At 51.3% G+C, this 25,625-nt stretch carries 6 protein-coding genes; all 6 read left to right on the top strand.

What is annotated here, in order from left to right; all coding sequences use genetic code 11:
• Positions 1-198 precede the first annotated feature (198 nt).
• The 6 genes from CWB98_RS11645 (at position 199) to CWB98_RS11620 (ending at position 25,565) form a co-directional block, all read left to right on the top strand.
• Entirely contained in the window at positions 199-1,263 is a 1,065-nt protein-coding gene (locus CWB98_RS11645; RefSeq protein WP_138545038.1) for a hypothetical protein, read from the top strand.
• 877 nt (positions 1,264-2,140) lie between these two features.
• Positions 2,141-2,338 (top strand): hypothetical protein, encoded by a 198-nt coding sequence (locus CWB98_RS11640; RefSeq protein WP_138545037.1) that lies wholly within the window; start codon positions 2,141-2,143, stop codon positions 2,336-2,338.
• A gap of 349 nt (positions 2,339-2,687) precedes the next feature.
• A complete protein-coding gene (locus CWB98_RS11635) occupies positions 2,688-9,377 on the top strand; it encodes a non-ribosomal peptide synthetase (RefSeq protein WP_138545036.1) in 6,690 nt (2,229 codons plus the stop codon).
• 211 nt (positions 9,378-9,588) lie between these two features.
• Positions 9,589-16,335 (top strand): non-ribosomal peptide synthetase, encoded by a 6,747-nt coding sequence (locus CWB98_RS11630; protein WP_138545035.1) that lies wholly within the window; start codon positions 9,589-9,591, stop codon positions 16,333-16,335.
• A complete protein-coding gene (locus CWB98_RS11625; protein WP_138545034.1) occupies positions 16,332-23,780 on the top strand; it encodes a non-ribosomal peptide synthetase in 7,449 nt (2,482 codons plus the stop codon). The genes CWB98_RS11630 and CWB98_RS11625 overlap by 4 nt, the downstream gene beginning before the upstream one ends.
• Before the next feature lie 111 nt (positions 23,781-23,891).
• Entirely contained in the window at positions 23,892-25,565 is a 1,674-nt protein-coding gene (locus tag CWB98_RS11620; RefSeq protein ID WP_138545033.1) for a cyclic peptide export ABC transporter, read from the top strand.
• Positions 25,566-25,625 lie beyond the last annotated feature (60 nt).

Below are 25,625 nucleotides of genomic sequence, written 5' to 3'. Positions count from 1 at the left end.
AAATATAGTAGCCTGCAGCCTTGACCGATACCAAAATGTGGCATTTAATTTAGTCGGCTCTGCGGGCTGAATCGCGTAGATTGTTGCAACGGATTGTTTCAGTTACACTACGGCATGAAAGTAGGCAGATAAAGCCTTTTTAGCTTTTGGTGAGCGTCTTGCTGGCTGTCAGAGTCAGTAGTCAATAGAGTAATAAATATGTTAGAACAAATGCTGCTGAGCAACCTGAACAATAAAGCAGAACTCGATGATGAGTCTTTTGAGTACAAGAGTATCTTTTTAAGCTCTGTTGTTCCGGATCCCACCAATGGCCGGTTTTTACCTTCTATATGTATTGATGATGAAGATGCGCGCCTGTTTGTGGCCCGTAAATTAAGCAAGGCACAACTCACAAAGCTTTATCAGGGCGAAAACCACGTCCTGATTGGCAAATCTATCATTATTAACTGTCTGGAACACGGCTCGGAAGACTGGAAGCGTGCTTCTCAGACCATAGATTCGATCATCGAGTTGGGTGACAACATTTCTGTGTCGGAGATGATCCAGGCACCCACTTTGTATCCTCTGGAGGACGGCCGCTTCCAAATTCTAACCGGCCACCGTCGCTTTTTTGCACTGGTATATGCAAAAGGGTATGGCGCTGCGGCCCAGTTTAAAGTCTATGATAGTAAGCCCTTGCTTACTAAAGTGAAGCAGTTTCAGGAAAATGCCAGCCGTGAAGACTTGCCTCAGTATGGTAAGTTACAGGCATTTTCAAATGCGCTGACTGAGATCGAACAGTTAAATAAAGCACGTTTACAATCCGGTTTGTCGCGTCTCACAGTACGAGAAATAGTCCCTAAGCTTGGCATTTCAATGGGGGCGTATGATAACTACAAGGTGCTATCTCGCTACCCTGTGGTGATGTCAGCCTATGAAAGGGGCTGTAGTTACTCTTTTATAAAAATGAAGCGGCTGATTTTATCATTGGAATCCCAGTATAAAGAAGCGCACAATAAGTCGACCCTGAATGCCATGGACAAACGTGCAGTTTCAGAGCTGATTGAACAGCAATTACAGGGGATTAAAAAGCAGCCTGCGAAAAGCAAATCTTCCTTTATCACCACGTCGTTTGCATCACATACGGCCTTGCAAAGACTACTCACGCAAGATGTGACGCAACTGGCCTGTGGAGTGGATTGGCCAACACTGGACTGGCAAGATAAGAAAGCCGTCTCAGCGGCGTTGGAATGTGTTATTGCTTACCTAGAACAAGAGTCATAAGCTGAAAAACGGCGATTATGTCAGTATTTTATCGTATGTATCAGTGATAATAGCGGCATAATCGCACCAACTCAGTCCCGTTGTTTGATGGCTTATTATTGCACCTTGCGACGTATCGCTATCAGTATTATCCGCACAATTATAGCTTACAGACAGGCATTTTCTTATTAATTTCGTGCACTTTTTGGGTATTTTTATCTGAATAATCTGGCATGTAAACAGGGCCTAAAGTTGTCATATCCCAGAGTCACATTACCTTCTCTGATGCAGGGGGAGCTATATTTCAGTTTTGCAATTCTGCAAATAAAGGACGCTTTTTTCATACTGAGACAGTCAAGAGCCATCAAATTATGGTAATTTTCTTTCCCAATTCATAAAAACAAAATCTATAAATTAATCATAATAGTAGACGTCAATAGTACAGAAAATCTGTGTGTTGGAGCTAGTTGATACAGTTCCTTTCGGTACATTTTGAAACATATAATTCCTCAAATCGTCATGTTATTGTCCCGATGTGTGGGGTATAAATAAACCCATTGAAGATGATTGAGATGGCTGTAACGTTGAGTGCCAGGCGGGGAGTCTGTATAAAACCAATGCGTAGAGAATGATTCTTCCTGGTTCCAATGTTAACCGATGTTTTTTTTGTTAAATTTTTGATTGGTCGATGGTTGTCTGGGGGTGAGGGGGCTTTATGGGTAGGTTGGTGGAAGTGAGGGGTAAAATAAAATCAATAAAAATATAGGTTTATTGATCTGTTTTATGAAATTTATAATTTTTAGAAACAAAAGTGTAGAAAAAAAATGCAGATTACATAATAATGCGTTTGCGTGAAACATTTAACACTTTGCAATACTTTTTAACATGGACTGATAAGATGAAAAATGACGCATTGACAGAGTTGGGTATCAATCTGAACATTCACAATATGAATTCAGACGCTGTAGATGTGCAGCTGCTCCATCATATCTTCAAACTGGCCTATGACTTTGGCTATAAAGACGGTTGCAGCGGTGTATATGTGTGCCCGGCTTCTTCACTACGTTCATTAAACGGCAGTGAGCTTGACGCGTAAGTCAGGCTATGAATTTATACATATCTTAGCACTGCGACCGGACATATCAGCGCGGTGCAATAGCAACATAACAATGAAGAGCTGGGTGTGTTCGCATGTTGTTCTTCGTATCCCAATTCGCTTAATTAGGTGAGCTATTTTGTAGCGGAGAAATCGAGTTTTCGCATGACGCATTATCTATGCGCTTTGATTGTGTAAAAATTCTGGATAAATACGGTCAAAATCGGATTTTTCTCGCTGATAGTACAAGGGTTATGGCTGATTGGATTTGTGTGCACCTGGCGACCTCAAATGATGACATGTCTGCCAGTGTTTTCTTTATCATCAACTTGATTGCAAAAGCGAAAATATGAAACAGTTCTTTTTACAGCTCAGTGAAAAAGGGATCAAACTCACTGTCGATGAACAGGGTAAGTTGCTCGTCAGGGGTAAGTTAAAAGCCCTGACTACAGAAGAAAAAGATTTTCTAAAAAACAATAAAGCGCAGATCATAGAGTGTATTCTGGCACACCAAAAGGTGTCGGATGTTTCACCCATTGTTGCAGCAAAGCCTGAGTTACCGACTGAGTCTGTCTTGTCCTTTTCCCAGCGTCGTTTGTGGTTTATCGATAAGCTCAATGGAGGCTCCCGTGAATATAATATGCCAATGGCGTTTGAGGTGCACGGACAGCTAAACATCGATAGGGTAGAGAAGGCCCTGAACGAGATAATACAGCGACATGAAGTATTAAGAACGGTTTTTTATGAGCGCGATGGCGAGCCTAGCCAGACAGTGCTGGACAATACGTCGTTAACTATCACAGTGCAGGATATGAGCGGGCACCAAGATCCTCATGGTGCTGCTGAAGCCTATCTTATTCGTGACGCTGCCAGAACATTTGATTTGAGCAAGGACCTGATGGTGCGGGCCAGTTATTTGCAGCTGACGCATGATGACAGTGCTGCCTGCCAGGCCATTTTAAGTTTCAACATGCATCATATTGCCTCTGACGGTTGGTCGATGGATGTGCTGACCAAAGAGTTTTTTGCTATCTATCAGGCGCTTGAGCAAGGCATGCCAGGTACACTGACGCCGCTACCTATCCAGTATCGTGACTTTGCCTGCTGGCAACAGCAAGCCTTGGCGGGGGAAGGACTAAACAAACAATTAGATTACTGGCAACAGCAGTTAGAGAATTTGCCAGCACTGCATCAGCTGCCATTAGATGCAAGCCGACCTGCTGAAAAACAGTATCAGGGAGAACTGGTCACGGCACAGCTAAGCGGTACTATTGCTACTCAGTTACTGGAGCTGGCCAGAGCCTTTCAGTTAACTCCATTTATGCTGTTACATGGTGCTCTGGCGTTAGTGTTAAGCCGACACAGTAACACTAAAGACATTGTGATAGGCAGCCCGGTCGCTAACCGCCAGGATCCGGCTTTGGCACCTTTAATCGGTTTCTTTGTCAACACTTTGGTGTTCAGAGTCAGTACTGCACATGACACCCTGAGCGATTATCTGGGCCATGTCAGAGCTGTGCACCTGGGGGCACAGAGCAACCAGGATGTACCATTTGAGCAGCTGGTTGAAGTGCTTAATGTGCCTCGAAATAACGCTTACAGTCCATTATTTCAGATCTTACTGACCACGGATAATCACTATGGAACAGCCTCGTCTGACGCGCAGGGAGTAAAGCTTGGGGCTGCCACGTTGCAGGCCATGCAGGAAGTCGCGCTGACCACCAAGTTTGATTTGGACATTCATATGTCAATGAATGAAGCGGGTGTGTCCATGGGTTGGACTTATGATGTTACCCTGTTCAGCAAAGCACATATCAGTCAGTTGAGTAAGCACTTGTGCAATGTATTGACCTCTTTGGCTGAGTTGGCCAAAGCAGGTGATTGGTCTGTCAGGCTGGCTGCAATAGTGATGGAGAGTGAGCAAGAGCAGCAACACGCGTTAGCGCTAGGCTGCGGCCGTGCAGTTGATCCCCAGTACTCTGCTGTACATCACTTGCTTGAACATCAGGCGCAGGTCAACCCTGATGCCGTCGCGCTGGAAACACAGGAAGCACAGGTCACTTTTGCTCAGTTAAATGCACGTGCCGATGCACTGGCCAAGCGGCTGCTGACAGAGCATAAATTGACTGTGGGCCAGCCGGTGGGCATTGTAGCGCAGCGCTGCATTGACACTTTGTGTGGGATTGTCGCGATACTGAAAGCAGGTGGCGCTTATGTGCCACTTGACCCCCAGGCACCTGCAGACCGATTAAACTATATTGTCGGCGAACTCTCACTGTCGTTGATATTATCTCATTCGCTGGATTCTTTTGCCGGACTGTCGTGCGTAAAGCTGGATGATCCTGTACTGTGGCAACCCCCTGAACAGCCAGCTCGACTCCCTGAGGTGGCAGCCGACAATCCGGCTTATATTCTGTATACCTCAGGCTCGACAGGCAGGCCAAAAGGTGTCAGCCAGCGCCACAGTACGCTGGTTAATCTATGCATGCATCAGGCACATGTTGACGGCATTACACAACCCTATCGGACACTGCAATTTACGCCACTGACATTTGATGTCTCTGCTCAGGAGTTAGCAACAAGCTGGTATACCGGGTCTCCTCTGGTGCTGATGTCACAGCAGCAAAAAGACCAGTTACAGGACTTATTCGATCTGGTTGCACAACAGAGTATTGAGCGCTTATTCTTGCCACCAGCCGTGTTTGACCTAATGGCTGAACAGGCTAATCAGCATCCGGATATACCTAGGGCGGCACTTAAGCAAGTGTGTGTTGCCGGAGATGTGCTGAAGATCACCCCCAGCATTCGCGAATTTATGGCGCAGTACCCGCAGTGTGATTTATATAACCATTATGGTCCGACAGAGACGCATGTCGCCACCACCTATCATGTACAGAACCTAAACGAAGAAGAGGTCAGTATAGGCCAGACAATTGTCAATACGACTTGTCTGATCCTGGACGCCGATTTAGCACCTGTACCTGTGGGCTGTGTGGGCGAGCTTTATGTTGCCGGGCCTGGTGTGGCGTTGGGTTACCACAACAACCCAAGCCTGACTGAAGCGCGTTTTCTTGACGCATCGCAGTTGCAGGTACCACAGACGGATATCGCGTGCGTCTACAAAACGGGCGACTTGGTACGCATGACGTCACAGGGCAACTTGCAGTATCTGGGCCGCAGTGACGAACAAATAAAAATTCGAGGTTTCCGTATCGAGCCGAGTGAGATAAGTGCGGTGCTTGAATCTTGCCCTGAGGTGGAATCGGCGCTGGTGCTTGCCACTGGAGAAGCTGACAATAAACAGCTGATTGCGTATGTGCGTCCTTGTATCACGTGTGAGACAAAAGAGGCTCAGCAGCGCCTGAACACTGATTTACAGGCTCAACTAAAGGATCTGTTACCCGCTTACATGGTGCCTGCCGCCATTGTTGTGGTGGACCAATGGCCGCTGACCCGTAACGGTAAAATTGACCGACGTGCATTGCCTGTCATCGACTTGACTCAAACGCAGTGTCAGGGAGAGGCGCCACAAACTGCGACCGAACAGACATTGGCACGGATCTGGTCAACCCTGTTAGGATGTGAGGCTGATACGCTGACCCGAGATGCCGATTTCTTCGCGCTGGGTGGTCATTCGTTGCTGGCAGTCAGGTTAGTTTCTTTGATCCGCAGTGAGTTTGAGATTGAAATTGCGGTAAAACAGATTTTTTCAGCGAGCACGTTACTGACTCTGGCGGCTCTGATTGAGTCTGGTACTAAAGCCACTCGGCCACCCATTGAGCCACAGGAGAGAAATACAGATCGCTTTGCGTTATCTTATGCTCAGCAACGCCTGTGGTTTATCGACCAGTTCCAGGGCAGCTCCGCACAGTACAACATGCCGATGGCCTTTGAAATAGACGGTCCATTCGACCTGACTCTGGCCCAGCAGGCACTAACGGCGATAGTGGAACGTCATGAGGTCTTACGAACTGTCTATCAGGAAGGGCAACACGGACCTGTGCAAGTTATCATGGCGGTGCAACCGGTTGTGATACGACATCTGGAACTCAGTCACCTGGACGGTGCGCACACACACCAACTTGACCAGCTGTTGGCGGAAGATGCGCATGCGGCCTTCGATTTAGCCTCCGACCTGATGCTACGTGCCAGCTATATTAGCCTGGGCACGCAGCGGGGTGTGCTACTCCTTAATATGCATCATATTGCCTCCGATGGCTGGTCATTAAACCTGTTCAGAGAAGAATTTTTCACGCTTTATCGTGCATTCACTGCAGGTCAGGACAACCCGCTGCCTGCACTGAAAATTCAGTATGCCGATTTTGCCCAGTGGCAACGTAACTGGCTGCAAGGTGAGGTGCTGCAACAGCAGCTAGAATACTGGCAGGCACAACTGAGTGAAGCGCCGGGCGTACATAGTATTCCACTGGATAACCCAAGACCTGCCGACAAACAGTATGACGGCGCTATGGTGTCGGGCAAAGCGTCAGCACAGCTGGCTACACAGTTGTGTGATATGGCCGCGCACTACCAGATGACGCCATTTATGCTTTTGCATGCGGCACTGGCATTGACCATCAGCCGTTACAGCAACAGTCTGGATGTGGTGATTGGTACGCCTGTTGCGAATCGGATGCAAGCGGAAGTTGAGCCGCTAATCGGTTTTTTTGTTAATATTCTTGCGCTGCGGGTCAACACAGAACAGCCCTCTTTGGACTGTTATCTGCAACATGTCAGAGCCGTTCATCTGGATGCACAGAGTCATCAGGACTTACCATTTGAGCAGCTGGTTGATGCGTTACAGATCCCCCGGGGTGATGCCCATGCGCCGCTTTGTCAGATCATGACCTCATTTAACAGCACTCAGGCACAGGCAGGCTCAACACAGAGTGCACCAGAGGGCTTGGTGATCACGCCCGTTATGCAGGCCGGTTGTGTAGCAAAATTTGATCTCGAAGTGGAGTTTTCCATGAGTGAGTCCGGACTGCAGGCCAACTGGATTTATGATACTTCACTGTTTACTGAGTCGCATATCATTGAATTGAGTGAGCATCTGATGCTGTTACTGGAGCGCCTGGTGCAAACTGAGATGACACAAAATCTGAATCATTCTCCCGGACAGCTGAGTGTGCTGGCGAACGAACAAAGCCAGTATTTGGTTAATGCCCTCAATGACAATTACCATGACTATGATCGATCGTTATGTATTCATCAGGCATTTGAACAACAGGTAGCGCGTAATCCAGCGCATATTGCGCTGATCTTTGCCGATCAACAACTGAGTTATGCTCAGCTAAATGGCAAAGCCAACCAGCTTGCACACTATCTGCGCGAGCGCGGTGCCATACAGTCGGACACTTTGATAGGTGTGGCACTTGAGCGTTCACTGGAAATGATCGTCGCCACACTTGCGGTGTTGAAAGCGGGTGGCGCTTACGTACCGCTGGATCCGGCCTATCCGCCAGCACGACTGAGCTATATGCTCGAAGATGCTGGCATCAAAACCATTATCAGCAATGAGACCATTAGCGAAGCCGTACGTCTCTCGGGGTATGACCTTATCACTGTAGACGGTCTGCTGAGTGATGATGCGCTGGGGCCTTTCAGTTATTGCAGTGAGGAGAACCTGGACAGCAGAGCACTTGGGCTACTGCCCACCAGTTTGGCGTATGAAATCTATACCTCAGGGTCAACCGGTCAGCCAAAAGGCGTGTTGCTTGAGCATCAGGGGATCGTGAACCTGGCGGATAATCAGCGCCGGGCATTTGCCATCACCCCACGCAGCAGAATCCTGCATTTTGCTTCCATGAGTTTTGATGCTGGTACCTGGGAATACGCCATGGCGCTGCTAAATGGCGCGACTTTGGTGATTGCACAGAGCGAGCAAAGACGCTCGCCCGAGGCCATTACGGCGCTGCTGGCAGAGCAACAGATCAGCCATGTCACTTTGCCACCCGCATTCCTGGCCATGATGCCACTCGATACAACCTTGGCTTTACAGGCTCTGATTGTGGCCGGTGAAGCGTGTGAACCTGAACTGGTTAATCAGTGGTCGGCACATTATCCTTTCTTTAATGCCTATGGCCCAACGGAAGCCTCCGTGTGTGCGTCCTATCAGCGGCTCTATCCGGGTGCGCCAATCACCATAGGTAAACCCCTGAACAATGTCAGCCTGTATGTATTGGATAAACAGATGAACCTGGTGCCACCGGGTGTGATCGGAGAGTTGCACATTGGCGGTGATGGTCTGGCTCGTGGCTATCATCAACGTCCCCAGCTGAGCGCTGAGAAGTTCGTCGATAACCCGTTTTATTATTGCCCGGCTCATCGTGACAGCACACGCTTGTATAAGACGGGAGATCTGGCCCGGGTTCTGCCCGATGGCAGTATCGACTTTGTGGGTCGTCTGGATGCTCAGGTTAAAATCAGGGGCTTTCGGATTGAGCTGAGCGAAATTGAAGCGCAATTAAATCGCTGTCCGCAACTGGATTCGGCCGTGGTGTTAGTGAAACAAGCCAGTAACGGGGCAGATATGCTGGTCGCATACATCCAGCCACACACTGAGGCTGAAAACACCACAGAGACTATACAAAGCGTTGAGCAGGATATGTATGAGCAACTACCGGAATATATGGTGCCGAGCCGATTTGTGGTGGTTATGCAATGGCCACTGACTCCTAACGGTAAGATTGATAAAAAAGCCCTGCCTGACATATCCGCAGAAGACTCTGAGCAGCCTTATGTGGCGCCACAGACTGAAACTGAGCTGGCGCTGACCCAGGTCTGGTCCGATTTACTGGGTATAGATGCGGCTCTGATCAGCAGCCATGCGCGTTTCTTTGAGCAAGGGGGGAACTCCATTTTGGTCACCCGGCTTGAGACTCAGATCCGGCATCGTTTTGCGGTGGAGTTTTCAGTCAAAGAGCTGTTTGCCCAACCTCAGCTTAAAGAGCAGGCACTATATATTGATTATCTGCTCAGCCGCCAGAGCGACCTGCAGACCCAAGATGATACTGAGCTGGAGGAAATGGACTGGTAAAGATGGCGGCGGGTTACACAATTCGCCCGCTCAACATGAGAAAAGGTACCAATAAGCACGTATAAACCTGCCAGCCTAAGTATTCAACCAGGCTGGCTTTAAGTCGTAGAGGCTAAGCCGGTGTCGGGGCTTTGTTCGGATAGATGAACAGCACACCTGTTGCGGGCGCAGCGCTTTTGCAGTTAACACAGATATGAGTTAGTCAGTCATTATGGAAAATATCAAACAGCTACTCGTTCAGCTTGAGCTGGCGGGGATCCGGCTATTTCTGCAGGACGGGGCATTGAAGTCTAAGGCCAAAAAAGGGGCCATAACGCCCGAGATTGCTAAGCAGATCAAACAACATAAAAGTGCAATTATTGAGGCGCTGACACACTATAGCGATGCCCCGCTGGTAAACCCGGTGACCCCGCGTGAAGACCTCAGCCATTATCCAATATCGTTTGCACAGCAACGCCTGTATACGTTGGACCAAATTCAGGGTGGCTCCGCTGAGTATCATATGCCGATGGTCTTCAGGCTCAGTGGACAGATAGATGTGGCATTGATAGAGCGCGTGTTTCGCGAGATTGTTTCCCGCCATGAGGTACTCAGAGCCGTTTTCCGGCAATCCGCACAAGGTGTGCAGCAATCCCTGCTTGAGCCGCAAGACTTTGTCGTTGAGCTGTCACACCTGACAAGTCAGGACGAGGCAAGTGATATTGAGCGCTTTATTCGCGAGGCTGCTGAGCTGCCGTTTAATCTGGCTGAGGATTTTATGCTGCGCGTGCATTTTGCGACTCTGCCTGCGGGTGAAGCGGGCGTGTTGTTTATTAATATGCACCATATCGCTACCGACGGCTGGTCTATGGATATCCTGCTTCGGGAATTCTTTGCCCTGTTCCATGCCTTTGGTTATGGTCAGCCCAATCCACTGCCTGAACTTTCCATTCAGTATGCCGACTATGCACAATGGCAACGTGACTGGCTGCAAGGTGAGGTGCTGGATACCCAGCTCAGTTACTGGCAGCAGCAACTGGCCGAACTGCCCCGGGTTCATGCTCTGGGGCTCGACTTTCCAAGGCCTGAGGTGAAAACATATCAGGGCGAGGTTGTATCACAGACTTTGAGTGCACCGTTATGTCAGCAGCTGGCGGCCGTTGCCCGTCGCTATGGGTTAACCCCGTTTATGCTGATCCATGGGGCGCTGGCGCTGGTACTGTCTCGCAACAGTAATCACCATGATATTGTCGTCGGCACGCCTGTGGCCAACCGCCGTCAGGTGGAGCTCGAATCGCTGATCGGCTTCTTTGTTAATACACTCATCCTCAGAGTGAATACGCAGGCGCAACCTCTGGGTGACTATCTGGCTCAGCTCAGGCAGGTACACCTGGACGCCCAGTCTCATCAGGATCTGCCTTTTGAAAAACTCGTTGAAGTGCTGAAAGTGCCACGTAGCACTGCCCATAGTCCGCTGTTCCAGATCATGCTGACCACAAACTCAGAATTCGGTGTGCGTGATGCGCATGCTGATACCACTGAGCTGGCGGGTCTGTCCATCAGCCCGTTACAGAGTAATGGCGTAACGACCAAGTTTGATCTGGACATCAATGCCTCGATAAGTGATGACGGCGGCGCGATCGAATGGACCTATGATGTGGCACTGTTCACGCGCGAGCGCATCGAAATCCTGGCGCAGCACCTCAACAACACACTGGCTTTTCTGGCACAGCTCAATGCCGACAGTACGCTGAGCACCGCTGCTATCCCTATGCTGACTGATGCCGAGATTGCACAGCTCAGCGCGTTTAACGACAACGCCATTGAGTATCCACAACAGCGCTGTATACACGAGCTGTTTGAAGCACAGGCGGAGCAAACACCTGAACGCATTGCTGTGCAGTGTGGCGATGTTGCTGTGAGTTATGGTGAGCTGAATGCCAGAGCCAATCAGCTGGCTCACTATTTGCGGTTTGAGCACCACATTGCTCCGGATTGTCCGGTCGGGATATGCCTGGAGCGTGGCGTGGAAATGGTGATTGCTATGCTGGCCATCCTCAAAGCGGGTGGCGCTTATGTTCCGCTCGACCCGGCTTATCCTGAGGAGCGCCTGGCTTATTTGATTGACGATGCCAGCCTGAAAGTGGTCCTGACTCAGCAAACACTCACCGACACAGTGTCATTGCCCGGCACACAGGCGGTAATGCTGGACGACCTGATTGCGCAGCCCGGCTGTGCGTTCTCGCATTATTCCACAGCAAATATCGGGCGCTGCGAAAGTGGCGTGACCGAGCAGCACCTGGCCTATCTGATCTATACCTCGGGATCGACTGGTAAACCCAAGGGGGTGATGATCGAACATCGCAACACAGTCGCAATGCTTTACTGGGCCAGAGCAGCTTTTAGTGATCAGGCTCTGCGCCGGGTACTGGCCTCTACGTCACTGAACTTTGACTTATCGGTGTATGAAATCTTCTTACCTTTAAGCTTTGGATTCGAGGTGGTCGTGGTAAAAAATGCCCTGGCATTGGCGGATCAGCAGCTGGATATCAGCCTGATCAATACCGTGCCATCCGCGATGAAAGCGTTGCTGGATGTGGGCGCATTACCCGCAAGTCTGACCACAGTGAATCTGGCCGGTGAACCACTGACAGCACAACAGGTAAACCAAATTTTTGCAGCCTTGCCCGAGGCTGAGGTGTGTAATCTGTATGGACCGTCGGAAGATACCACCTACTCAACCTGTGCGCGTTTTTCCACACAGCTAGAGTCGGTGCCAGACATAGGTTATGTCATTGCCAACAGTCAGGCCTATGTGCTGGGTGACGCGATGGAGCGACTGCCGGTTGGCTGTGTTGGAGAGCTCTATCTTGGCGGTGCCGGTGTTGCCCGTGGTTATCTCAATCGGCCTGAACTGACCGAAGAACGCTTTATCGCCAACCCTTATCACGAGACACACAACACGGATTGCAGCCCTCGCCTCTATCGCACAGGAGACTTGGTGCGTTACCGTCAGGACGGACGACTGGAGTTTATTGGTCGCAGCGATGATCAGGTGAAAATCCGTGGTTTTCGTATCGAGCTGGGTGAGGTTGAGCATCGCCTGAACCAACTCGATGATGTTGCATTGTCGCAGGTACTGGCGCGCACAGTGGCGGATGGTCAGCAGCAATTGGTGGCTTATGTCCAGCCTTGTATCACGTGTGAGACAGCTCAGGGTGAGACGCAACAGGCAGGCTGGATCAGCGATATCAAACTACGTCTGGGACAACAATTACCGGCCCATATGGTACCCGGCCTGTTTGTGGTTATGCCACAGTGGCCGTTGACACCAAATGGTAAAATTGACAAAAAAGCCCTGCCAGTGCCGGATGCGTTACAACAAAGTAGTGCACAATATGTGGCACCTGAGACTGGGCTTGCCCAATTACTTGCCAGCCTGTGGGCCGAACTGCTGGGGCTGGAGCAGGATAAAATCAGTGCCACCGCTAACTTCTTTGAGCTGGGCGGCCACTCGTTGCTGATTATGCAGTTACTGGCCAAACTGCAGCAGCATAATCTGAGTTGCAGCGCCCAGCAGCTGTTCCAGGCCGTTGATCTGGCAGCTATGGCGAAGGTTATCTGCGAGGCCGACGACACCTTTGCCATTCCTGAGAATAAAATACCGCCTCAGTGTGATGCCATTACGCCCGACATGCTGACGCTGGCGACGCTTGAACAGTCTGAGATTGATGCTATCGCCGCGGCAACATCCGGCGGGATGCGCAATATTCAGGACATTTACCCACTGGCGCCTCTGCAAGAGGGTGTACTCTTCGTTCATACGCTGAATCCAGAACATGACCCTTATGTCACTACCGCCAGTTTTGAGTTCACATCCGCGGGTAAATTGTCCGGGTTTGTGACTCAGCTGAACTGGCTGATCCAGCGCCATGATGTGCTGCGTACCGCGATTTTCTGGCGTGGTCGTCAGCAGGCGATGCAGGTAGTCATGCGTGAAGCCAGGCTGCCGGTCACTGAACTGGCGTTCCGTGAGGGCAACATTGAGGCGCAGTTTACTGAGTTCGTGGCAAGCGGGCCACATGGGTTTGATCTGGAGTCTGCACCGCTGATCCAACTGGTGGTCACGCCAGAGGATGAACAAGGGCGGGTATTCGCCATGCTCAAATTCCATCATCTCATTACCGATCATGTGTCATTAGAGATCCTGATGAGTGAACTCGAAGCCGACAATGTGTTGGCACTGCCAGCGCCTCTGCCTTACCGGGAATTTATCGCTCGTTCAATGGCGCAAAGCGCTGAGCTGGACACTGAAGCCTTCTTCACCGAGCAACTGGGCGACATAGATACACCCACCTTGCCGTTTGATTTGGCTCAGGTCACCGGGGATGGTAACTCGGTAGTTGAATATCACTCGACGCTCAGCGACACGCAGTCTCAGCTGATCCGCACTTTATGTAAACGCCACCAGTGCAGCCCGGCGGCTTTGTTTCATCTTGCCTGGGCGCAAGTACTCAGTGCCTGTTGTGGCCGTGATGACGTTGTGTTTGGCACTGTGATGTCTGGCCGGATGAATGGTATGGCGGGCATAGAGCGTATGATGGGTATGCTTATCAATACCTTGCCATTGCGCGTGTCATTAGGTCATCAGGCAGCTCATGTTGCACTTAAGGAAGTGAATGATGCCTTGCAGGCGCTGTTACCCTATGAGCAGATATCTCTGGCCGAAGCGCAAAGTTACAGTGGGATAGACGGCAATACGCCGCTGTTCAGTGCCATTGTGAATTATCGCCACTCGGCAACACAGTCGGACCCTGCGGATGAACAGGATACGTCGCCCGGCGTGGCGCTGCTTAGCACGCGTGAGCGCACCAATTATCCATTCGATTTATCGGTGAATGATCTGGGAGAGGGCGATAGTTTTAGTCTGGACTATCAGATTGAACAAAGCGTCAGTGCAGCACGGATCGCTGAGCTAATGCACACAGCGTTAGACGCGCTGGTGGAGGCATTGGGTGAACACAGTGAGCAGCCGGTTGCGACACTGGCGGTACTGAGTGAGCCTGAGCTGACACAACTCAGTCAGGGGCAAAGTGGTGAAGCAAGTTATCCTCGCAGTGCCTGTATTCATGAGGTGTTTGAGCTTCATGCGAAGGCTACACCGGACAGCATCGCCTTACAGCTGAATGAGCAGATGCTCAGTTATGATGAGCTAAACGCTAAAGCCAACCAGTTAGCGCGTTATTTACGCGAAGCGCATCAGGTTAGCTCCGGAACTTTAGTGGGTCTGTGTATAGGCCGCTCTGTAGAGATGATAGTGGCCAGTTTGGCGATTCTGAAAGCCGGTGGTGCGTATGTCCCGCTGGACCCTAACTATCCGCAATCACGACTGGCCTATATGTTAGAAGATACTCAGTTGAGTGTGATCCTGACCGAGCGTTCGCAACAAGAGACTCTGGCTTTCAGTCAGGTGACAAAACTGATGCTGGATGACGCAGGCACGCCCTGGTCAGCCCTGAGTAAAGACAATCTGACCCGGGCAGATGCGCTGACACCGCAATCGCTGGCCTATGTGATTTACACCTCTGGCTCCACGGGCACACCTAAAGGCGTAATGACCCCACACCGTGCCGTCAATCGCCTGGTACATGCGCCTAATTTTATGGCTCTGGATAGCCAAACGGTATTTCTGCAAAGTGCCAACATTGCCTTCGATGCCGCGACGCTCGAAATCTGGGGACCCTTACTGAATGGCGGGCGCTGTGTGTTATATCCGGACAGCCTGATCACACTGGATGGGCTGAATCGGGTATTGCGTACTCAGGAGATCACGGCACTGTGGCTGACCTCGGGGCTGTTTACCGAGTGGAGCAAAGTGTGTAATGAACTGGCAGCTGACACACTGGCGTTGCAAAACGTGCTGGCCGGTGGAGACGTGCTCAATCCGCAGGCGGTTGTCGCCGTACAACAGGCACTGCCGGAGGTCACTGTGATCAACGGTTATGGACCAACGGAAAACACCACTTTTACTTGCTGTTACCCGGTGCCGCAACACAGTGACTTAAGCTCAGGCGTACCAATTGGTCGCGCAGTGCAAGGCGATCAGCTGCTGATCTTAACGCCGCATGGTCGTCGGGTACCACAAGGGGTGGTTGGTGAGCTGTGCGTTGGCGGTGATGGTCTGGCATTGGGTTATCTTAATCAGCCTGCACTGAGCAAAGAGCGTTTTATTCGCAATCCGTATCAGACTCTGGGCGACCAGCCTGAAATTTTGTATCGTACCGGCGATCTGGTGCGCTGCAATACTGAAGGGCTGATTGAATATGCAGGCCGGGTAGATGATCAAATTAAAATTCGTGGCTTTCGGGTTGAGCTGGGTGAAATTGAACGCCAGCTGGAAGCGCTGGACGATGTTGCCGCGGCTCTGATCACCATTAAAACGCGCACCGGGGCGGACAAACAGCTGGTGGCCTACGTGGAATTAAAGTGTGGTGGCAAACAGGAGGATCAAGGTGGGCACATTCAGGGGCTGGCTCAGGCACTGGCCGCCCAGTTACCTGCCTATATGATCCCCGCGGCCTTTGTACTGGTGCAAGACTGGCCGTTAACACCGAATGGAAAAATCGACAGGAGCGCTTTACCAGAGGCAGATTTCAGTCTCATGCAGGCCGAATATGTGGCACCGGCCAGCGAGCTGGAAACACAGCTGGTTGCATTGTGGTCGGAGTTACTGGACCTGCCAGCGGAGCAGATCAGTACACAGGCCAACTTTTTTGAGCTGGGTGGCCATTCACTGTTGGTCATGAAGTTGCTTCAGGCGCTTAACCAGCACCTTGAAATTGAACTGCAAATCGCCGACCTGTATCGCTGCGAAAATATTCAGCAGATTGCCGGGTTTATTGAGTCGGTTCAGGCCATTCATGACCAGACGCTGCCAGCGCAGCAAGACAACAATGAATTTGAGGATTTTGAGCTATGAGTGTTGAGTTGCTCTTTCAACAACTACAACAGGCGGGTGTTATTTTCCAGTCTCAGGACGAAAAAATCACCCTCAAGCTACCCAAAGAAATGGACAGCCAGTTGAAACGTCAGCTGGCCGAAAACAAGGACGCGCTCAAGGCATTTTTACACCAGCTTTATGCTCGCAGTCACAAACGCCCGACGCTTAAACAGATGCCGGGTTGCAGCGCACCTTTATCTTTTGCACAGCAACGCTTGTGGATGCTCAATGAGCTGCACGGAGGCAGTGCGCACTATAATATGCCGCAGATCTATCGTGTCGAAGGTCAGCTGAAGCCTGCACTGGTGGAACAGGCGCTCGCACAAATTGTGCAGCGTCACCAGGTATTGCGTACAGTGTACCAGTCTCAACAGGGCAAAGCAGTGCAGGTTGTGCGCGATGAAGTGGGTTTCTCACTAACTTGTGTGGATCTGAGTGCGCAGGCACCTGAGGCAGCACAACAGGCTTTGGATGCGTTGCTGCAAGAAGATGCTCAGACACCCTTTGACCTGAGCCAGGATCTGATGATCCGTGCAACCTGGGTGAGCATGAGTCATACGGCTCCGGGCCAGGTAGTGGGATACTTGTTATTAAACATGCACCATATTGCTTCTGATGGCTGGTCGATGGCGATTCTGAGCCAGGAGTTCTTTGCGATTTATGCCAGCCTGGTGCAGGGCAATGCGTGTCCGCTGCCTGCGCTGGCTTTGCAATACAAAGATTATGCGCACTGGCAGCGTGAGTGGCTGAGCGAAGAGGTGCTTGCATCCGCTTTGCAATACTGGCAGCAGACACTGACCGACTTACCCGCATTGCATAGCCTGCCGCTGAGCTATCCAAGACCCGCACAAAAAGGGTATCTGGGCGCCAGGCATGACGCCTCGCTGGGGGCACCTGTTGCCACCGCGCTTACTCAGCTGGGTGAGCAACATCAGCTCACCCCGTTTATGCTCATGCATGGGGCGCTGGCACTGACCTTGTCACGGTTTAGCGGCAACTCAGATGTGGTGATTGGCACCCCGGTTGCAAATCGCAGCGATGCCCAGCTTAAAGACCTGATTGGTTTTTTTGTCAATTCTCTGGTGCTCAGAGCAAGCACAGAGCACGACACGCTGGCAGACTTTTTAGCCCATATTCGCCACGTCAACCAGCAGGCTCAATCCCATCAGGATGTGCCGTTTGAACAGATTGTCGAGGCATTGAATATAGAGCGTGACAGCGCTCATACGCCTCTATTTCAGATAGTTTTGACCACTAACTCTGATTATGGTGTGGCCAGTGAGCAGGCGCACAGTGTGGCGCTGCCCGAGCTGAGCATGACACCGCTGAGTGGCGACGAGCCTATCTGTAAGTTTGATCTGGAGATCAATCTGAGTCTGGATGAGCAAGGTGTTCATATTAGCTGGTTATATGACAAAGCCTTATTCAGCCCGGCGCTCATTGCACGTTTCAACGCCCAGTTGATGGCAGTTATCGAAAGACTGGCAGGCGCCGCGGTGAGTGCCAGTCAGCCAATGTTGAGTGACATTTCGGCGCTTAATGCAACAGAGCAGGCGCAGCTGGCGGCGCTGATGACCCCCAGTGAGCTGCCAGAGGCGGCGCATCAGACGGTGACAGAGTTGTTCAGCCGCAGTGTCGCACTTGCGCCCCAGCATACCGCACTAGTGTGTGGCCAGCGTCAGCTTAGCTATGGTGAACTCGACAATGCGTCCAATCGCCTAGCCCGTTATTTGATAGCACAAGGTCGCCAGGCGCATATCGGCTTGTTACTGCCGCGTGGTATCGAGATGATAGTGGCGATGCTGGCTGTGCTCAAAAGTGGCGCGACCTATGTGCCGCTGAACCCAGATTATCCGCAGTCTCGTATCGATCATATTGTCGCAGATGCTGATCTTAAAATGGTGATCACCTGTGCTGAACACCGCCCGATACTACAAAGCGGTAATATACAGGCGCTTGAACTGACCCCTGATTTCACCATTGAGGGATGTGATGCGTTTATGCGTTTTGGCTCTGCACAGTTTACTGAGCATTCACCTGAACCAGACAGCCCAGCCTATGTGATTTATACATCGGGCTCGACCGGGTTACCTAAAGGGGTTGCGGTGCCACATCGGGCCATCAGTCGACTGGTGGTGTCGCCCAACTTTATGAGTTTGGACCGGGATACCGTGTTTTTGCAGGCTGCGAATGTGGCGTTTGATGCGGCAACGCTGGAAATTTGGGGCCCGCTACTCAATGGTGGTTGCTGCGTGATCTATCCGCAAGCCCATATCACGCTGGAGACACTGAATCAGGTGATTGAGACGCATCGGGTTAATGCGATGTGGTTAACCGCCGGACTGTTTAGTGAGTGGAGTAAGGTGAGCACGCAGGCACAGACACAGCTGAGCTCGCTGCGCACTGTGCTGGCTGGTGGTGATGTGTTAGACCCGCAGGCTGTGGCCCGGGTGCAACACGCTTTGCCAGCAGTGCAAGTGGTCAATGGTTACGGTCCGACCGAAAACACTACCTTTACCTGTTGTTATCCGGTGCCTGCGGACTTTGATCCCGCAAACGCGGTGCCGATTGGTCGTGCACTGCAGGGCGACAGTGTGATGGTGCTCAGCGGCAATCAACTGGTACCGCTGGGGAGTGTGGGTGAGCTGTGTGTCAGCGGGCCTGGGCTGGCGCTCGGCTATTTAAACCTTGCTGAGCTGAGCGCAGAGAAATTCACCGCTAACCCTTTCTATGACGATGCTCAAAGTGATGCCTATCGACGCCTTTATCGTACCGGTGACTTAGTACGTGTTCAGGCTGATGGCGTCATTGACTATGTGGGTCGTACCGACAACCAGATCAAGATCCGCGGTTTCCGGGTTGAGCTGGGTGAAATCGAGCAACAAATCACGCAGCTGGAGAGCGTGGCCAGTGCGCTGGTGGTGGTAAAAGGCGAAGTGAGTAAACGCCTGGTGGCTTACATTGAGCTAACCTGTGCAGCACGGGAGGCCGGGGTCGTGGATAGCACTCAACTGAGCCAGGCACTGGCACAGCGGTTACCTGGCTATATGGTCCCGGATACGTTGGTCCTGATTGAGCACTGGCCGTTAACCAGCAACGGAAAAATCGACCGCCGTGCGCTACCGGAACCGGCACTGACAGAGGCTGGTGCAGCATACACGGCCCCCGCCTCTGAAGCGGAACAGGTAGTGGTTGACGTGTGTGGTGACTTGCTTGAACGCGACCCGGCAGAGCTCAGCACAACGGCAAATTTCTTTGCGCTGGGTGGTCACTCGTTGCTGATGATACAGCTTATTGCTGCACTCAAAGAGCGGGGGTATCAGGTTGATAGTCAGGCCCTGTTTACCAGCAGCACACTGGCGCAGATGGCGACTCAATTGAGTGAGGATGCAGAACAGGGCTTTGTGGTGCCGCAAAATCGGATCCCTCCTGAGTGTACTGAAATTACGCCTGAACTGCTGGATCTGGTGAGCCTTACGCAAGACGAGATCAATGAGATAACGGCACAGGTTCCGGGTGGAGCTAGAAACATTCAGGATATCTATCCTCTGGCGCCGTTGCAGCAGGGGATCCTGGCGATGCATACACTCAGTGATGGCCGCGACCCCTATGTCACAACCATGGCGTTTTCATTCTCTCAGCGAGCATTATTATCGCTGTTGGAGGCGCAGCTCAATGCGCTGATCGCCCGTCATGATGTATTGCGCACCGCGATTTTGTGGCGTGGCCGGACAGAGCCCGTCCAGGTGGTGCTGCGTGAGGCGCAGATAGCGGCGCAATGGCTGCCGGTCAACGCCGGGCAGGAGGTGCAAGCGGTATTCGAAAACTATGTCGCACATGGCGCACATCGCCTTGAGCTAGAATCGGCACCTATGATGCAGTTACAGGCGATGGAGGATAAACAATCCCAGCAAATCTATGTTGTGCTTAAAGTGCACCACTTGCTGATTGACCATGTCTCGCTGGATATTCTGATGGCTGAGCTGGCCCGGATAGAAAGCGAAGGCGCAGCCAGTTTACCTGCTGTGACACCCTATCGTCATTTTATCGCTCGTGTACTACACGACCAGCAGCACCACGACGCTCAGCAATACTTTAAAGCGCAACTAGGAGACTTTGACCAGCCGGCCTACCCGTTTGGGCTGAGTGAAGTAAACGGCGATGGTGGTCAAATTGACGAGTTTAAACAGCGCATTCCGGCTGAGCTTGCCAGTAAAGTGAGAGACTATGCCAAAAGCCAGGCAATGAGTCCGGCTGCGTTATTTCATCTGGCCTGGGGGCGAGTAGTGGCCGCTTGTTCGGGTCAGCAGGATGTGGTGTTTGGCACTGTGTTATCGGGGCGAATGCAGGGCGGTCCTGAAATGGCAAACATGCTGGGCATGATGATTAATACCTTGCCTGTGCGTGTCAAACTAGACCTGCGCAGTGCACAGGAGGCTTTGCACGATGTGCATGCGGCCCTGCAGTCGCTGCTCCCTCATGAGCAGGCGCCGCTTTCTGAGGCCATGCAGGCTTCGGGCGTCGAGGGCAATATGCCATTGTTCAGTGCGGTACTTAATTATCGTCATTCTCACGATGTGAGTGCGCCCGATGAAGCGGCGGAGCTGAAACTATTGGGCGTGAAAGAGCGTACTAACTACCCGTGTGTGATGTCGGTCGACGATCTGGGCAATGATTTTTCACTAACGCTGCAAATCGACAACAAGGTGAATGGCCAACGGATTAATGCGTATCTGGTTACCGCGCTGACTCAGTTACTGGATGCGCTGCAAAGCGATTCACTCCAGCCAGTTGCTGCGCTGCCAGTGTTGCCGGATGACGAGCAACATCGTTATCTGGAACAGTGGAATGACACTGAGCAAAGTTATGCGCGTGAGGCCTGTGTGCATCAGCTGTTTGAACAACAGGTCGCAGCGACCCCCGGGAATATTGCACTGCGCTTCGAGGCGCAGACCCTCACTTATACCGCGCTGAACAGTAAGGCCAATCAGCTGGCACACTATTTACGCAACACTCATAGCATTGGCCCGGACTCACTGGTTGGACTGTGTGTTGAACGTTCTTTCGAAATGGTGATTGGCATCTGGGGCATTCTCAAAGCCGGTGGTGCTTATGTGCCGCTGGACCCTGAGCTACCTGCCGCCCGACTCAACTATCTGGTTGAGAATGCCAGTGCCGATGTGGTGCTCAGCACCCGCGCTGTGGCCAATCGCGTTGAACTGGGCGACGCTACTGTAGTGGCGCTGGATGAGTTTGATTATGACGCCCATGACGAGCGAAATATTGCCGTCGATGAAATCGGCCTGACGTCGCAGCATCTGGCTTATATGATCTATACCTCAGGCTCAACGGGCAAACCCAAAGGTGTACTGCTTGAGCATCAGGCGTTGCATAACCGCATCGACTGGATGGACAAAGAATATGGCTGTGATACGTCAGATAAAATTCTGCAAAAAACCCCTTACAGCTTTGATGTATCAGTGTGGGAGTTCGTCTGGCCTATGCTCAAAGGCGCCGAGCTGGTGATTGCTAAGCCCGGTGGACACAAAGACCCAACCTATCTGAGCGAGTTAGTTGTGGCCACCGGTGTCACTAAGCTGCACTTTGTGCCCTCGATGCTGGGGGTGATGCTGGAACAGGGCGATCTGGGCCGCTGCACCTCGATACAACAGGTGTTTTGTAGTGGTGAGGCATTACAGATAAGTCATGTCGAACAGTTTAAGGCCAGCTTACCAACTGCGCAGTTACATAACCTGTATGGCCCGACGGAAGCCGCCATCGACGTGAGCTACTGGGACTGTGCGCAGCCCTATGGCAGCAGTGTGCCGATAGGCAAGCCTATTCAGAATATTCAGCTTCTGATCCTCGATGAAGCACTGAACCTGCTACCGCAAGGGGCGTGCGGTGAGTTACACATTGGCGGTGAAGGCCTGGCCCGCGGCTATCTGAATCGCCCGGAGCTGACTGACGAGCGCTTTATCGCTAACCCGTTTTTCGATGCCAGTGCAGCAAACAGCAGCCAGCGGTTGTACAAAACCGGCGACCTGGTACGCTATCGCGAAGACGGCAACATTGAATACATGGGCCGACTGGATCATCAGGTGAAGATCCGTGGTTTGCGTATCGAGCTGGGCGAAATTGAATTCTATATCGGTGAGCACAGCGACGTAGACTCGGCACTGGTGATGGCTTTAACGGATGAGCATGGCAGTCAGCGTCTGGTGGCTTATGTGAAGCCGCTGGCTGAATATGATGAGCAGGCACTGACGACTGCCATCAGAGCACAGCTTAGCGAGGTACTGGCCGAGTACATGGTGCCCGATAGCTTTATCTATATTAGCCAGTGGCCACAGACGCCAAACGGAAAAATTGACCGCAAGGCGCTGCCTGCGCCAGAGTTATCCGCCCTGGCTGGCGGTTATGAGGCACCGACAGGAGATACTGAAGTGATGCTCGCTCAGGTGTGGGCCGATGTGCTTAAACTGCCCGCCGAACAGATCAGCCGTGACGCCAACTTCTTTGCACTGGGTGGCCACTCGTTGTTGGTAATGAAGCTGGTGCAGAATATTGATCAGGTTTTCAAAACCCACGGAATTGCTATCAACAAAGTGGTAGAGCGACCCACACTCAGCGCTATGGCCGAGTGCATTGCTCATCATAATGACCAGCAATGGCAGGCAATTCGCCCCGTGTTGTCACTGGATTTTGACCCGGCAGTAACGATTTATCTGGCGCCCGGAGCGGGCATGACCAGCGGTGGCTACATGGACCTGGCACGGGCGTTACCGCAGGTGCAGATCATGAGTCTGGAGCCTGTAGGCATGAGCGAGCAGGACCCGGTTATCGACAGCTGGGATGAACTTATCAGTTGCTATGCAGATGCCATTGTCAGTGAGCGCAATGCGCGTGGCGCAGAGGCGGAACCGGCTGTACTGATGGGTCATAGTTCAGGGGGAGCCGTGGCATTTGCAACCGCACTGAAACTGGAGTCATTAGGATGTAAAACACAACTGCTACTGTGCGAGTGTTTAGTGGCAACCGATGATGAAGCCCAGTTCGAGATCAGCGATGCTGAAAAGCAGGAGTTAATGCTGTCCTATGCCAAAGCGCTTAAACCTGAAGACAGCGAAGAGCAGTTGTTGTCCTGGCTCAGTCTGGCTATGACTCAGCGCCTGTTCAATGTGTATTTCCAGCAGGTGGACTGGTCAAGACGCTATCAGCCCGAAGCCAGCCTCAATGGTACGCTAAGCATGATAGTGACTCCTGAGCTGGGAGAAGCATACTGGCAGCAAAAACAGACCCAGTTGCAGGCATATGTCAGCACACAGGTAGAGACCATCCACACAGAAGGCAAGCATGTCACTATGGTGAAAAGTCCTTATGTCAGTGGCCTGGCAGACAAACTCATGGCGCTACTGGCCTGAGTAAACAAAGAGTAAAACGGGTTATCTGACCCAAGCAGGCAGGCTGGAGAAAATTAGTTCAAGCCTGCCTAATACCTATTTTAGAATTAGTAACCATTACAAGGCTGTTTTATGTTATATCGGCTAGTTTTATCTCATAAGAAACTCCTCATACTTGCCACGCTTTTGAGTGTTGTCAGTGCGCTTTCAGGCATCGGCATCATCTCACTGGTCAATGCTGAGATAGAAAATGTGTCTAACCCGGACTCTGACGTACTCAAAGCACTGGGCATTTTTTTCGCCGCACTGGCAGGGTTTCTAACCTTTAGTGTGATTTCTCAGTACATACTGACTAAGTTATCCGTTCAGATCATGGTAAGTATTCGTGAGAATCTGGTTCAGCGTGTTCTGTCGACCAGTTATGAACAGATCGAGCGCGTAGGGGGGCATCGTATTTTTGCCACTTTGACCAAAGACATTGAATCACTCACCGCTACCCTGAGTGCCGTACCGCATGTGGCCTATAACCTGGCTACCGTGTTGCTGTGTTTTGCTTATATGAGCTATCAGTCCTGGCAGCTGTTTTTGTTTGTCGGTGGCGTGTTGTTGCTAGCTATGCTGGTCGCTCAGCTGCTTATGAGCCTGGGCATTCAGCGCTTTCAGGCTGTACGGGAACTGGATGACAGCCTGTTTAAGAACTTTCGTGCCCTGATTGACGGTGGTAAAGAACTGAATATTAACTTCAACCGTAAGCGCTTCTTTTACAAAGAGGTGGTGACGCCAAATATTCAGGAAATTAAAAAGTCGACAATTTCAGCGCACATTATATTTATCATTCTGAGCAACTGGACCAATCTGATTCTGTTCCTCGCGCTGGGGTCTGTGGTTTTTATGTCACAACTGTTTTTGAGCGGCATAGCCACTGAGGTGGTGGTGAGCTTTGTGCTGACGCTGGTCTATGTGATAGGTCCACTGACGGTGTTAATTAACACCTACTCTGTGGTTGCTGAGGGCATAGTGTCGAGCCAGAAAATAGAAAAGCTGCAACTATCGGAAGAGATTTTGACTGATCAGCTGGACAACACGCTGCACCCTGAGCATAACTGGCACACTTTGGACATCGAGGCCATCGAATATGAATACCGTCGTGATGACAGCGACGACTACCACTTCTCCATCGGGCCCATCAGTACGCACATCCAGCGTGGCGAAATCGTTTTCCTGATTGGCGGCAATGGCTGTGGTAAATCCACCTTCGCCAAAGTGTTATGTGGTTTGTATACCCCAACTCGCGGCAGTATCCGCCTGGATGGTCGGGATGCCGCGCATGCAATGGACTGGTACCGTTGCCACTTTAGCACCATCTTCTCTGACTTCTACCTGTTTGAGCAAGTAATTGATGCCAACGGCATGCTGGCCGATGACAACAAAATTCGACAGTATCTGAGCAAGCTGAAACTGGATCAGAAAGTCACGGTAGAAAAAGGCATTTTATCGACCACTGAGCTTTCTCAGGGTCAGAAGAAACGTCTGGGCTTATTGCTGTCGTACATGGAAGATACACCGCTTTATATTTTTGATGAATGGGCAGCCGATCAGGACCCGTATTTCAGAAACTTCTTTTATCGCGAACTCTTACCTGAGCTTAAGTCTTTGGGTAAGACCGTATTCGTGATCAGTCACGACGAACATTACTTCTCACTGTCTGACCGCATTCTCAAATTTGAAGCTGGTCAGATGGAAGACGTAACCACGTCATTTGCATCTGCAGAACCTGTTGCTGAACAGCCTGTAGCGCTGGCCTAAAAGCCAGATAGCGGGCTTTCGGCCCGCCACGTTTTGTGCCTTACGGTTATGCCTTATGGC

This window comes from Pseudoalteromonas rubra, assembly GCF_005887115.1.
Classification (GTDB): domain Bacteria; phylum Pseudomonadota; class Gammaproteobacteria; order Enterobacterales; family Alteromonadaceae; genus Pseudoalteromonas; species Pseudoalteromonas rubra_F.
This window is presented reverse-complemented; position numbering and strand designations above follow the sequence as displayed.